Origin of the sequence: Pararhizobium sp. LjRoot238 (assembly GCF_964252955.1) — a bacterium.
In the GTDB taxonomy this organism is placed as follows: domain Bacteria; phylum Pseudomonadota; class Alphaproteobacteria; order Rhizobiales; family Rhizobiaceae; genus Pararhizobium.
In genome coordinates, this window is the sequence record NZ_CAXUPP020000002.1 from 269,580 (window position 1) to 281,556 (window position 11,977).

The 11,977-nt window shown below is 59.1% G+C and carries 12 protein-coding genes and 3 pseudogenes; 8 read left to right on the forward strand and 7 right to left on the reverse strand.

The window, feature by feature from the left end; genetic code table 11:
- Nucleotides 1–26 precede the first annotated feature (26 nt).
- Genes ACSQ3F_RS22360 through ACSQ3F_RS22370 form a run of 3 tightly spaced genes read right to left on the reverse strand, consistent with a single transcriptional unit; the run spans nt 27 to nt 2,564 of the window.
- The gene (locus ACSQ3F_RS22360; RefSeq protein WP_436102437.1) at nt 27–728 is read right to left on the reverse strand and encodes a GntR family transcriptional regulator; all 702 of its coding nucleotides are present in this window, start codon (nt 726–728) and stop codon (nt 27–29) included.
- A gap of 20 nt (nt 729–748) precedes the next feature.
- The gene (locus ACSQ3F_RS22365) at nt 749–1,603 is read right to left on the reverse strand and encodes an ABC transporter permease (protein WP_436102825.1); all 855 of its coding nucleotides are present in this window, start codon (nt 1,601–1,603) and stop codon (nt 749–751) included.
- 16 nt (nt 1,604–1,619) lie between these two features.
- Nucleotides 1,620–2,564, reverse strand: a complete 945-nt coding sequence (locus ACSQ3F_RS22370; protein ID WP_436102438.1) for an ABC transporter permease — start codon at nt 2,562–2,564, stop codon at nt 1,620–1,622.
- Between the two features lie 341 nt (nt 2,565–2,905).
- Between ACSQ3F_RS22370 and ACSQ3F_RS22375 the strand changes: the two genes are divergently transcribed.
- The 5 genes from ACSQ3F_RS22375 (at nt 2,906) to ACSQ3F_RS22395 (ending at nt 6,732) form a co-directional block, all read left to right on the forward strand.
- Nucleotides 2,906–3,490 carry a GNAT family N-acetyltransferase gene (locus ACSQ3F_RS22375; RefSeq protein ID WP_436102439.1) on the forward strand — a complete coding sequence of 195 codons (585 nt, stop codon included), beginning with the start codon at nt 2,906–2,908 and terminating at the stop codon, nt 3,488–3,490.
- Nucleotides 3,491–3,540: 50 nt separating this feature from the next.
- A complete protein-coding gene (locus ACSQ3F_RS22380) occupies nt 3,541–4,740 on the forward strand; it encodes a nickel/cobalt efflux transporter (RefSeq protein WP_436102440.1) in 1,200 nt (399 codons plus the stop codon).
- A gap of 138 nt (nt 4,741–4,878) precedes the next feature.
- Nucleotides 4,879–5,169, forward strand: coding sequence for a metal-sensing transcriptional repressor (locus tag ACSQ3F_RS22385; protein WP_436102826.1), 291 nt, complete (start codon nt 4,879–4,881; stop codon nt 5,167–5,169).
- Nucleotides 5,170–5,274: 105 nt separating this feature from the next.
- A complete protein-coding gene (locus ACSQ3F_RS22390; RefSeq protein ID WP_436102441.1) occupies nt 5,275–5,973 on the forward strand; it encodes a DedA family protein in 699 nt (232 codons plus the stop codon).
- A 111-nt stretch (nt 5,974–6,084) separates the two neighbouring features.
- Nucleotides 6,085–6,732 carry a hypothetical protein gene (locus tag ACSQ3F_RS22395; protein ID WP_436102442.1) on the forward strand — a complete coding sequence of 216 codons (648 nt, stop codon included), beginning with the start codon at nt 6,085–6,087 and terminating at the stop codon, nt 6,730–6,732.
- 110 nt (nt 6,733–6,842) lie between these two features.
- Here the strand turns inward: ACSQ3F_RS22395 and ACSQ3F_RS22400 are convergent.
- Together ACSQ3F_RS22400 and ACSQ3F_RS22405 are read right to left on the reverse strand one after the other, a co-directional pair.
- Nucleotides 6,843–7,055: pseudogene (locus ACSQ3F_RS22400) on the reverse strand (metal-sensing transcriptional repressor).
- Between the two features lie 326 nt (nt 7,056–7,381).
- Complete coding sequence (locus ACSQ3F_RS22405) at nt 7,382–7,504, reverse strand: hypothetical protein (RefSeq protein WP_436102848.1); 123 nt, start codon at nt 7,502–7,504, stop codon at nt 7,382–7,384.
- A 35-nt stretch (nt 7,505–7,539) separates the two neighbouring features.
- Between ACSQ3F_RS22405 and ACSQ3F_RS22410 the strand changes: the two are divergent.
- Nucleotides 7,540–7,983: pseudogene (locus ACSQ3F_RS22410) on the forward strand (substrate binding domain-containing protein); the annotation flags it as partial.
- Between the two features lie 2 nt (nt 7,984–7,985).
- Here ACSQ3F_RS22410 and ACSQ3F_RS22415 read toward each other — a convergent pair.
- Together ACSQ3F_RS22415 and ACSQ3F_RS22420 are read right to left on the reverse strand one after the other, a co-directional pair.
- Nucleotides 7,986–8,771: a Crp/Fnr family transcriptional regulator gene (locus ACSQ3F_RS22415; RefSeq protein ID WP_436102827.1), complete on the reverse strand. Its 786-nt coding sequence runs from the start codon at nt 8,769–8,771 to the stop codon at nt 7,986–7,988.
- A gap of 90 nt (nt 8,772–8,861) precedes the next feature.
- Nucleotides 8,862–9,002 (reverse strand): annotated as a pseudogene (locus ACSQ3F_RS22420) (mechanosensitive ion channel domain-containing protein); the annotation flags it as partial.
- A 264-nt stretch (nt 9,003–9,266) separates the two neighbouring features.
- On the opposite strand from ACSQ3F_RS22420, the gene ACSQ3F_RS22425 reads away from it, so the two are divergent.
- Both ACSQ3F_RS22425 and ACSQ3F_RS22430 read left to right on the forward strand, forming a co-directional pair.
- Nucleotides 9,267–10,613, forward strand: a complete 1,347-nt coding sequence (locus ACSQ3F_RS22425) for an extracellular solute-binding protein (protein ID WP_436102443.1) — start codon at nt 9,267–9,269, stop codon at nt 10,611–10,613.
- 61 nt (nt 10,614–10,674) lie between these two features.
- Nucleotides 10,675–11,976 carry a carbohydrate ABC transporter permease gene (locus ACSQ3F_RS22430; protein WP_436102444.1) on the forward strand — a complete coding sequence of 434 codons (1,302 nt, stop codon included), beginning with the start codon at nt 10,675–10,677 and terminating at the stop codon, nt 11,974–11,976.
- The last annotated feature ends 1 nt before the right edge of the window (nt 11,977 follow it).

Genomic DNA, 11,977 nt, shown 5'->3' on the forward strand with positions numbered 1-11,977 from the left:
CCCTCTTTTTTATGAAAACTGGAGGTTCATGCGGCCGAAGCGACGTCCTTTCTTGCCTGAATGGCCTTGCGCATCGTTTCGACCGGATTGCCGAAATGCCGGCGCAGTTCGGCGAGCGCTTCTTCGAGCGTGCCAGACAACATGAGGTCGGCCAGCAACTGATGTTCCCGAACGAGCGCGTCGTTGCCGCTGTAGCCGCCCATCAGCTTGTGCAGGCAGAGCTTCGTCTCCGCCTGGACGGTCGCATAGACGCGCGATAGTCGCGGGCTCTCCGCCGCATCGACCAGCGTGCGATGAAATTGCATGTCGAGTTCCGCGATGAGCGGCCAGTTCTGGTTCTGGCGGGCGCGTTCCATCCGATTGGCGATCGCGCTGAGCTCCTTGTGGAGGGGCATCCGCTTCTCCTGCCTTGCCATGACCTTTTCCATGGCCGTGAGCTCCAGCGGCTGGCGCACCAGATAAATGTCGATCACGTCGCTTTCGGTGAGCTCGGGCACGAAGACCCCGCGATGCGGCAGACTATTGGCAAGTCCTTCCTGCACCAGGCGCGCAAGCGCCTCGCGAACCGGCCCACGGCTGACGCCGAACCGTTCCGCAAGTTCTGCTTCGTTCAACTGCGATCCCAGTGGGAATGTCCCGTCGAGAACGCCGTTGCGGACCTGTTCGGCGACTTGGGCCGCCAGGCTATAGCGCGGCAGCTTGACGTCACTGCCCTTTGATTTTGCCATGTAAGGCTCCCTAGAGTTCGTCATTGCTTCTTTTGCCTCTCCAGACCCTGGCCGATCCAGGTGACGGACAATGCGGTCAGGAAGATCGCAAGCCCCGGAGCGATGACCAGAAGCGGCATGCGATCGAAGTAGTTCTGGGCAGACGCCATCATCAGTGCCCAGTCGGCATTGGGCGGCTGGACGCCGAGCCCGAGATAGGACAATCCGCCGACCGTGATCAGCTTGTGGCCGAAGCGCAGAAAGGTGATCGCCGCGACAGGCCTGAAGACATTCGGCAACACATGTCGGAACAGGATGAAACTCGGACGGCAACCGAGCACTTCCGCTGCAGCGATATAGTCGCGGGTGTTGATGACAAGGGAGAGGCTGCGGGCAAGGCGGGCAAACGGTGCCCATCCGATGACCGTGAGCGAGATGATCAGCGTCGCATAACCGGTTCCGAAAATCGCCACCATGAACATCGCGATGATGACGTCGGGAAAAGATAGAAGCAGATCGACGATGCGCATGAGAAGCTCGTCGAGCCAGCCACCGGCTCGGGCGCTGATCATGCCGATGGTTATACCGATTGCTACGCAGAGAAGGAGCGTGACAGCCGAAATGGCGACGGCGAACTGGCCGCCGGTGAGAATGCGGCTCAGGAGATCCCGTCCGAGTTCGTCGGTGCCGAGCCAGTGTGCTGCGTTCGGCGGCTTCAGCCGCTTGAGCAGACTCTGTGTCGCTGGATCGTACGGCGCGATCCATGGTCCAATGATGAGAAGCGTCGCGATCATGGAGAACATGCTGGTTCCGACGACAAGCGTCCAATGACGACCTCGTGGAAAGCGAAACATCGTCAACTTGGTCCTGACCCGGTTATCCGACCACCGCAGCATAAGAGCGGGACTGAGGCTAGCGCGCATGACCGGCCCTCACGACGGGGTTGATGAACATGTGTATGATATCCGTGATCGTGGTGATGAGGATGGAAAGCACGACGATGCAGACAAAGCCGCCCTGCAGCATCGGAATGTCCTTGTTGATCACCGCCTCGTAGAGCAGGCGGCCCATGCCTGGGATGGAAAAGATGACCTCCACCACGACAGACCCGCCAAGCAGGCCTGCCAACCACATGGCGAAGAGAGTGAGGACCGGCATGATGCCGTTTCGCACTCCGTGATGCACCACGGTCTGGCGCATGTTGAGGCCGCGCGACAATGCGGCCGTTATATACGGTGCGCCGAGTACGTCGATCATGGCAGCACGGGTGACGCGCGTAAAATAGGCCATCGGGCGCAGCGACAGCACGAGTGCGGGCATGATGACAGAAGTCCATCCGCGCCAGCCAGCGGAAGGAAGCAGGCCGAGATGAAGGGACAGGAGCAGGATGGCCATTGGTGCCATCCAGTACTCCGGGACGGCGACGAAGGTCTGAGTGACGAAGGTCGTCGTGGTATCAAAACGGCCCCCCGGCCGCATGGCGCTCAGCGTGCCGAGAGGAAACGCCACGAGAAGCGCGAAGGCCAGTGCAACGGCAGCCAGCGTAGCAGAGACGCCGAGCGCGCGTGCGACCTCGTTTGCCACGGGCACCTTGTTCGCGAAAGATACGCCCAGGTCGCCTCGCACTGCGTCGGCCAGCCAGATTCCGTATTGTTCGTATAGTGGTCTATCGAGGCCGAGCTTCAGACGCAATGCCGCAACGGCGTCCTGATCGACCGCCAGATCGCCCACCCGCGATTGCAGAATTGTACGCACGGGATCCCCACCGCTCATATACGGCACGAGAAAAGCGAGAATGGAGACGAAGAGGGAGGTGGCGCAGAGGAAAGCCAGACGCTGAAGCAGGATTTTCGTCATCTTCCTTGTCTCGCCTCCGATTATCTTAATAGGTCGCGCAATGGATGATCCGCACAACAGGTGCGGATCAAGGCTTGGTGCCATGACCTGGGATCGCCGAGCGGTGGCGCGGCGGCGCAAGGCGAGAAATGAACGATGCCTATTGCCGAGGTTTTCATCTAAGCAGCCTTCTTATGCTATCCCCCTGGATGGCATATCATCATGAATTCACCTTCGTAGGATTGTCAACAATAGAAATGTTGGCGTAAAGCAGAAAATGACTTGATCCTATCCCCCTAGAGAGGATATAGGATGCCAAGAACGACAGCATGTTCGCCCTTGCATCTCTCATGGATATTGAAATGACTGACGCGGCTGATCTTGAATTTTCACCTGATTTGCATCTTTCTCTCCTTGCTGAGGCTGGCGGTGCGGGTGCGCGAGCGCGCCAATTCTGCCTTGACGTCATCAAGGAGTTCTATGGGTTCGATTATCGTCCGGATTGGCACGGTGATCTCGATTCCCTTCTCCTGCCGCCTGCCGGCAATCACTTCAGCAGCCTCCACCGCGGAGCTTTCTGGATTGTCGAGAACGGCCAGGGCGAGATCATTGCGACGACCGGTATCCGGCACCTGGGCTGGAAGCCTAATTGTGCGTCCCTGTTTTCCGATCTCTACGGAGATGGCACCGGCATCGCCTCACTCTGGCGGCAATACGTGCGAAAGGACTTGCGGGGGCTTGGGCTGGGCAAGAAGCTCGCCGCTCTTTGCGAGAGAGAGGCGCTGATCAGGGGCTATGAGCGCATGTATCTGCATGCCAGCTCCGATGCCTCAGCCACCGTTGGCTTCTGGAAATCCAGGAGATATGCCGCCATCGCCGATGACGGCGAGACCATCCATTTCGACAAGCTCCTGACCCGTCATTTGCCGCAGGCGGCGACCGCCTAACCCCTCAAATTCTTTCATCCACGACATTCGAACCAACGACTGGAGACACTATGGAATCCTTTAGTTCATTGATCGCCCAGGGCGGCGGCTCTGCCTGGCTCTTCATTCCAAGCGCCGTCCTGCTCGGTGCTCTTCATGGGCTTGAGCCTGGCCATTCCAAGACGATGATGGCCGCCTTCATTGTCGCCGTACGTGGCACCGTCGTCCAGTCGGTCATGTTAGGCTTGGCTGCGACCTTTTCCCATACCCTGGTCGTCTGGGCGATCGCGCTCGGCGGCATGTACCTCTTCTCCGGTCTCGACGCTGAGATCGCGGAGCCTTATTTCCAGCTCGTCTCGGCGTTGATCATTATCGGCGTCGCCGCCTGGATGTTCCGTCAGACATGGCGGGAGCAGCGTGCGGCAAAGCAATATGAGCGCGATGTCGCCGAATGGGAGAAGACCCGTAACAAGGCCATCCCCGCACAGCGCGTTGATACCGGCCATGGTTTCATGTCGATGGAGATCACGCCCGACAAGCCTGCCTTCTGGCGGCTGAAGGTCGTGAGCGGCGACAACTGGACCGCCGAATATGTAACTCTTTCGACCGAACGTCCGGATGGCACCAAGCAGAAGTTCACCTTCGTGGATCGCGACGGTTACATCGAATCCGTCGAAACCATCGCCGAACCCTATGACTTCATGGCGCGTCTCAGCCTCGACCACGGCGACCACGAGCATGATTACGATGTCTCGTTCCTGAAGGAAGGCGGTGCTGCCAAGACGCAAGGCGGCGGCGTCAATCTCGCGACCGAGGGGTATCAGGATGCGCATGCGCTCTCTCACGCCAACGACATCCGCAAGCGCTTCGACAATCGTCAGGTGACCACGGGGCAGATTATCCTGTTCGGATTGACCGGCGGACTCATTCCATGCCCGGCGGCCATCACCGTGCTTCTTCTGTGCCTGCAACTGAAGGAGATTTCGCTTGGGGCGGTCCTCGTCCTCTGCTTCTCGATCGGTCTTGCCCTTACGCTCGTCCTGGTCGGCGCGACCGCCGCAATCGGTGTGCGCAAGGCAACGCAGAAATTCTCCTGGCTTTCGAGCGCAGCCGCCCGCGCGCCCTATTTTTCGAGCGCCGTTATCGTGCTTGTGGGTCTCTACATGGGTTACCACGGTGTCAACGGTATCATGAACCCACATCATGAGCCCGCGGACAATGCCGCCAGCCTTATGGATACCGGGAGCACGGCCGTCGCCGCCGTCCGGTAATGGAGAGAGCCTTGCGGCGCGGTTCGCGACAACGATAAACAAAAGACAGGAGAAGCACCCATGCCCACCGCGCTTGCCTCGACAAAGAGCTTGAACTCGCCGCTTGACCAGATATCCGAGCATGGACTACCAAGAGACATGACCGATTCCACCGATGGCCACACCATCCATCATCACCACGAAGCAATCGCCAAGCGGTTGAAGCGCGCCGAAGGACACCTTCGCAGCGTCGTGCAGATGATTGAAAGCGGTCGGGAGTGCGTCGACATCGCCCAGCAGCTCTCTGCGGTCGAAAAGGCCATCACGCAGGCCAAGAAGACGCTCATTCAGGATCATCTCGATCATTGCCTCGAGGATGTCGTCGGTTCCCTTTCTCGGAAAGAACGCAAGTCGATCGACGAGTTCAAGACGATCACCAAATACCTTTAGTCTCCTGTCTGCATTTCCCGCAGGGCGAGGACGCGTGAGTTATCACCGTCGCAGCTTTGTGTGGTCATCTGTCGGTAAACCTTGCGATTCCATGGGGGAGTTCCAATGGAGCAATTCGTCGAACGTGTCGGAGATTTCATTCATAACCATCAAGCCTATGCGGGCCTGGTGGCAACCCTTATCGCCTTCGGCGAGTCCTTGATCCTCATAGGTTTCGCCATCCCGGCAACTGCTTTGATGTTGATCCTGGGAGGGCTGGTAGGGGCTGGGACAGTGGAGGCAGGACCGGTTGTTGCAGGAGCGATTATCGGCGCTATCCTGGGCGACGCCGTTTCTTATGGCATGGGTCGCTGGATAGGACCTGGCGCGGCGGACAGGTGGCCACTCAACCGATATCGGTCAGGCTTGGTACGCACGCGTTTCTTCTTTGAGAAATATGGATTTGCCTCGGTGTTTTTCGGCCGCTTTTTCGGTCCCGTGCGCTCGACCATTCCGCTCATCGCAGGAATGATGGCGATGGATCATCGACGGTTCCAGCTTGCCAACATGTCTTCGGCAGTTGTCTGGAGCGTTGCGATGTTGCTGCCGGGCTGGCTTGCGGGACGTGGTGCGTCGGAACTCGATGCCGCCAGTTATCTTGAGCGAGGTGCTGCGGTGCTGGCTATCTCGCTCCTCCTGGTTTTCGCAGGTGGAGTGATAGCCAAGAAAGTCTCCTCGATCGTCAGCAGGCGTCACGGCCAGGCGATCAGCAAGCACCATGAGTGCTGTGGCGGCAGGAGTGAAACCTGCCCTGGCCATTCTTGATTTTTCCGTGTCCATTATGATCCTATCCGTAGGGATAGGTTATAGCCCGGCACATCGCCGGCACAGTTTGAACCGCCGCCAGTCGGCATAACCTCGAAAGGAAAGTGTGAGATGTCCGAACAGCCTTCCATCCATATGGGCCACGGCCAAATGGTCGATATTGTTGGCAAGACCTCCGACAAATGGGAGATCATCTTCAGTGAGGCGGGCGTAGCTGACTACAAAGCGCCGCCGCTGAAGGAGATCGAGGCGGATGCAATCGACGTCGCCGGCAAGATTCATCCGCTTGCTATCGCAGCCGGTCCGAGTGAATCCACGGTCGTCGCCAGCGGTCAGGTCGATGGTGCCTACCGTGTGCGCGTCCGGGTTTGGCATGGAACCCATTTCCATACCCGAGAAGCCTTTCTGCCGGGTGCTGCACCGATCGAAGCCGTGATGGGGCCGAATGGCGGATCCTTGGCAACTTTCGACGAAAGCCTGCAGGTAGAGATCAAGCCGATCGACGCTGCCACGTGGGAACTCTTCTTCCTGAAGGATGCAACGCCGATCGAACCGCTCGCAGCCGAAGCTGTCATCGTGCAGGCTATCGGCCCGAAGGCGGAAGATTACCAGATCCGCAACCTCAAGACCGAATATTCAAGCAACCACAAAACCCTGATCGTCGAAGGCAAGATCAAGGACGCCGTTTATGCCCGCATCTCCATCGCAAAAGATGGCGACGAGGTCGTTCGCAGCATCCCGATTTTCCTGGCGAATTGATAGCCCGCCGGGAGAATGGCCGGGACCGCGATCCGGAGGGATCGTCTCCCGGCCTTTTCACCGCTTCCCTCGTACGAATTTATTCGGCCCGCCTGTCGCGAGCGGCTAGCCTATTTCAGGTAGGCGCGGGCAACATCGATCAACTCGACTGCTCGATCGCGACGCTTGCCCGGGCTCAGATCGGTGTCGGCGACATGCAGAAGGACGTGATCCTCGATTACCTCGGCGATCAGGCCGTTGATCGCACCCCGCACTGCGGCAATCACTTGCAGCGCTTCGGCACAGCTCTTCTACTCATCCAGCATCTTCTCAACGCCCTCCATCTGACCGCGGATACGGCGGACGCGATTGATCAGCTTGGTCTTCGCGCGCGGTGTGCGACATGCAGCCTCTTTTTGATAAGGACCCCGGTCAGGATCCTCCTGGAAAAGTTTTTCAGGCAGCAAAGGCTTGTCGGAGATGCTGTCCGGCGAACGCGAAGATGTTTCACGCCGGCCCGGGGCAAGCAGATCGCCGACGTCGTCGCGTTGGCGCCGTGTGCAATCGACGTCCAACGAGCCTCGCTGTTAACGAGGAAGGTTCTTTGCGCGCTCGCCAAGCAGCGTGCGCAATCTCTGCGCACGCATTTGTTCGAAGCCAGCCGCGCCCTTCAGAACATGCCTTGCGGATTGGCGCGGGGGATATTCTGGCCGATCCAGGGGGCCGAATTTTTCGGATTGCCGACAAGCTGTAGCGTGTCCCAGTGTTCGACGGCCTTTCCTTCGGCGTTCATCCTGTAAATATCGACGCCGGCCGTGTCATTGGGGTCATCGTGTCGGCTATCTCCAGGACTCTAACCTGATAGCGCGTCGCGTTGGGCCGATCTACGGAAAGCTCGTCGCGAGCCCGGACTACATCAAGGCTCATGGGGCTCCAGAAACGCCCGATGAACTCCTCACACATCAGGCGCTCATGCAGGGCACGGAGACTTGGCACATCGTCGACGGCGACAAGACGATCTCCGTTCGTCCGCAGGGGCGGTTCAAGGCAGACAATGGCACCGCTCTCGCCGTCGCGGCAGCAGCCGGGCTGGGTATCGCCTGGCCTCCGGCCTGCATCGTCGAGGATTATTTGGCTTCCGGCACCCTCGTCCCTGTGATGACACGCTATCCTCCCCCCACAGCCGGTGTGTTTGTTGTCCGGCCGCCGGGACAGTATCCTGCCCGAAAGGTTCGAGTCCTCACCGAACTGTTGATCGAGCATTTCGGATGAGATTAGCCTGCGTCGGAGGCTCTGTAGCGGGCAGCGTGCTGTATCTGAAATAGGTGGCGAATCCTGGCCGTCAGAGTGGTCGGATGACCGATACCAGCTGCGCCATCCACGAGGTGCTTTTCCATCTCCATCCTTTTCGCAAGCAGCATTCCCAGCTCCTCTGCGAGAGCTGGACGGTCATGCATGACTGAGGCGAGATGATCCTTCGAAATCTCATAGACAACCACGAACGTCAGCGCTCGGATGTTTCCGCGTTCCAACGCACCCATAAGAACGCCGCGCTCGCCGAAGAGGTCGCCGGGAGCGAGTCGCGCCAGATCAGCCTGGCCATCGACCCCATCGCGCTCCACCACCGCGACACCGGTTCGCACAATCATGAGCGAGGTCAGTGACGTGTCCGGCGCGGCGATGATGGTGTCCTTGCGGAACGTCAGCCGTTTCATGCTCGAAGCCAGCGCTTCCTTCTCGTCTTCCGTAAGGGTCGCAAACAAGGGGACCGAGTTCAGCAACCTCCATGCCGTCCCAGGATGCTTCGAGGCCTGTTCTACTGAACCGTCGTCCTGGACGGGAAGGGCGACGCCCGCCGGTCCCGCCAATTGAAGGCCTGCCGCCTTTGTGTGGCGATAGACGAGGTCAAAGATCTCGTTTTTGGCGGCCGCTGTTTTTCCGATACCGCCGACGCGGAAGGAAAGTTCGATCTCCACCGCCTGACTGTCGAGACCGACGATCGTGGCCGACGGTTCCGGAAATTTCAGGATGGAATTGCTGCTGAGGAGGACAGCGCGCATGGTGTCTTCTATGGATGCCGGCGGCTTTGTCGGCAGCAAGCGGATGGTGAGCGAGACGCCGTGCGCCTCTTCAGGGCTCGTGAGATTGGTCAGGCGCGCCTTCGCCAATGCGCTGTTCGGAACAATGATCAGATCGTTCGTTTCGACGACGCGACCCTGGAAACCGTCGTCGAGGACGATCCAGTCCCCGACAGTGTAGGGACGGCCGAGATTGAGAGCGATGCCTGAAAAGACATCATTGAGCGCCGCCTTCGGGTTTCCGTAAAGGGACGAGACTACTCATTGAACGACAGCACCCAGGCATCGCGGGCCGGGAAAATGCAAATAATCGTGGACATCAAGATTTTTGCACACGTGCTCAAGTTTGTCACCCGGTCGTTACGTTCGCCCCTTAGAGCAGAATGCGCCACGTTTTCGTGGGGTTTTCGAAACGGCAGTCATACCCGTGCTGCTTGTCATGAAGCTTCACATTGCTCTTCTCGGGAGACGAAGAAAATGACCATTCTGCCAACTCTAAAATGCATGACGGTTGCCGCCGCCATCCTGGCCTCGACTTCGGTTCTGGCTTTTGCCAAAGATATCACCATCAGCGTCTGGTCCGGCGGAACGGGCCCGAACGACACTTACCGCCTCGATGCCATCGAAATCGCAGCTCAACAGCTCGAGCGTGAAGCCGCGATCCGCGGCGAGGAACTGAAGATCAAGGTTGAAAAGACGCCCTATTCCGACTGGGAAAGCTTCAAGCAGGCGTTGACCCTGGCAGCCGAAGCCAAGAAGGCTCCGAATATCGTTGCCACCGGACACGAGGATATCGGGCCCTGGTCGCAGGCCGGCCTCATCGTTCCGGTCGAGGACTATGTCGATCTGGATTCCTGGCCGCTCAATGGCATCTATGAAAACCTGATGGAGATCGCGTCGTTCAACGGCGTTGTCTACGGCATCCCTCAGGATGCCGAATCCCGGCCGATGTTCTTCTGGAAGCCGCATATGAAGGCGATCGGCTACAGCGACGCCGACCTCGACGCGTTGCCGCAGAAGGTTCAGGACGGCGACTATACCATGGCGAACGTTCTTGAAGATGCCAAGAAGATGCAGGACAAGGGTCTCGTTCAGCCCGGTTACGGCTTCTATCCGCGCGTCAACAACGGCCCGGACTATTGGCAGTTCTACACCAGCTTCGGCGGCACGATGGAAGAGGACGGCAAGCTCGTTTTCGACAAGGCGGCGATGATCCGCGCCTACGAGTTCTTCGCCGATGCGGTGAAGTCGGACGTTACGAAGAAAAATCATATCGGCATGCCCGGCGACCAGTGGTGGAAGGAAGTCGCCACCGGCAAGGCCGGCATCTGGCATGGGGGCACATGGCACTATGCCCGCCTGGTCAACCAGGAAGGCCTGACGAATTTCTTTGACAATGTCGTGTTCACGCTGATCCCTGCCGGCGAAGGCGGTAAGGCAAACACGCTGACGCATCCGCTCGTCTACCTCCTGACCTCCGGTCACGAGAAGGACGAAACGGAGATCGCCGCCCAGCTGATCAAGATCGCTTCCGAGCCGCGCATCAACGTGCTCCACGCAGTGAAGTCGGCGCACCTCGGCATCTCGAATGCTGAAGCCGAAATCGATCTTTACTCGTCCGATCGCTGGGCGCGCGAAGCGACGGAACGCCTTTTGCCGCATGCCATCGCGATGCCCAACAATGCTGATTTCGGCACCTATTGGACAATCATGTGGAAGGGCCTCGAAGCGGCCTGGACCGGCGCGAAGACCGTCGATGCCTCCATCGGCGATGTCGAGAGCGAGTTGAAGAGCACGCTTGGCGACAAGATCGTCATTCGCTGAAATAGACGAGAATTTCCGGGCGGCGGCCATTCGCCGCCCGGGAACGACCGGGAGAACGTCCATGAAAACATCCAGATTGCTTGGGCTGGTCATGATCGCCCCGGCGGCGATCATGATCATCCTGTTCTTCCTGATGCCGGTCGTCCTGACCGGCGTGTTCTCCATGACGAATATGACCACCGCGACGGGGATCTCCGGCGGCGCCTACCAGATCGCCCCTCATTCGCTGAACGACCTGAAATCGACCATGCCGGATATCGCCGCGCAGATGGCGCAGCCCAGCTACACGATCGATGAGGCCGGTCTGACGGCTGTCGAAGGGTTGGGGCTTGGTCCGGGCATCGCGGCGGAATTGCGCGCGAAGCACATGGGCGAGGTTTTCCAGTCCCGCCGCGAAGCGGAGCGGATGCTCAAGGATCTCGATCAGCGGCCCTCGACGCGAGACGTGAAACAGATTTCCGCGCAGTTCAACCGTTCCGTCGTCAATTCGCGCTACTCCAGCAAGGAAGAACTTTTTTCGGCGCTGGATAAGCTCGGTTTCGAGCTGACGGACGCGCAGAAGGACAGCGTTGCGACGGCGACCTATACCGGCTGGCACTGGACGGCCGAGAATTTCTCGCGCATCACCTCCTCGCCGGATTTGGCCCGCGTCCTCTTCAACACGCTTCTCTACGTCGCGCTGGTGCTTGTTCTCTTCAACACGACCTATGCGATGCTGCTTGCAATCTGGACGCATTACATGCCGTCAGCGCCGGCGACGATCTTCCGCTCGATCTGGCTTCTGCCGCGCATCACGCCCGTCGTCATCTACGTGCTGATGTGGAAGTGGCTGGCTTGGGACACCGGCTTCCTCTCCGTTCTGATGGGAAAATTCGGGTATCCGCCGAAGAATTACATGCTCGACAATGCCTATAATGCCTGGTTGTTCGTCGTGCTGATCAACGGGTTCATCGGCGCCTCGATGGGCATGCTGGTGTTTTCTTCGGCGCTGAAAGCGATCCCGAAGAGCCAGTTCTTCGCCAGCGAAGTTGATGGCGCCAGCCGCTGGCAGCAGATCCGCTACATCATCCTGCCGCAGATGCGCTGGCCGATCCTCTTCGTCACCTGCTACCAGACGCTTTCGCTGCTCGCCTCCTTCAACGAAATCCTGCTATCGACGCGCGGTGGGCCTGGCAAGGCGACGGAAGTCTGGTCGCTCGCGGCCTATCACACGGCGCTCAACAACTATGCCGGCAACCTTGAATACGGCCTCGGTGCTGCCATGGCGCTTGTCCTGGTTGTCATCGGCATCATGCTTTCGCTCGGCTATCTGCGCATCTTCAACTACGGCACGCTGGTTTCCCGGCCGCTGATCGAGGACTGAC

Excerpts from the sequence above, each read along its gene's own strand:
- ACSQ3F_RS22360 (WP_436102437.1), bottom strand. The coding sequence starts at position 728 with ATGGCAAAATCAAAGGGCAGTGACGTCAAGCTGCCGCGCTATAGCCTG.
- ACSQ3F_RS22365 (WP_436102825.1), bottom strand. The coding sequence starts at position 1,603 with ATGCTGCGGTGGTCGGATAACCGGGTCAGGACCAAGTTGACGATGTTT.
- ACSQ3F_RS22370 (WP_436102438.1), bottom strand. The coding sequence starts at position 2,564 with ATGACGAAAATCCTGCTTCAGCGTCTGGCTTTCCTCTGCGCCACCTCC.
- ACSQ3F_RS22375 (WP_436102439.1), top strand. The coding sequence starts at position 2,906 with ATGACTGACGCGGCTGATCTTGAATTTTCACCTGATTTGCATCTTTCT.
- ACSQ3F_RS22380 (WP_436102440.1), top strand. The coding sequence starts at position 3,541 with ATGGAATCCTTTAGTTCATTGATCGCCCAGGGCGGCGGCTCTGCCTGG.
- ACSQ3F_RS22385 (WP_436102826.1), top strand. The coding sequence starts at position 4,879 with ATGACCGATTCCACCGATGGCCACACCATCCATCATCACCACGAAGCA.
- ACSQ3F_RS22390 (WP_436102441.1), top strand. The coding sequence starts at position 5,275 with ATGGAGCAATTCGTCGAACGTGTCGGAGATTTCATTCATAACCATCAA.
- ACSQ3F_RS22395 (WP_436102442.1), top strand. The coding sequence starts at position 6,085 with ATGTCCGAACAGCCTTCCATCCATATGGGCCACGGCCAAATGGTCGAT.
- ACSQ3F_RS22405 (WP_436102848.1), bottom strand. The coding sequence starts at position 7,504 with ATGAACGCCGAAGGAAAGGCCGTCGAACACTGGGACACGCTACAGCTT.
- ACSQ3F_RS22415 (WP_436102827.1), bottom strand. The coding sequence starts at position 8,771 with ATGCGCGCTGTCCTCCTCAGCAGCAATTCCATCCTGAAATTTCCGGAA.
- ACSQ3F_RS22425 (WP_436102443.1), top strand. The coding sequence starts at position 9,267 with ATGACCATTCTGCCAACTCTAAAATGCATGACGGTTGCCGCCGCCATC.
- ACSQ3F_RS22430 (WP_436102444.1), top strand. The coding sequence starts at position 10,675 with ATGAAAACATCCAGATTGCTTGGGCTGGTCATGATCGCCCCGGCGGCG.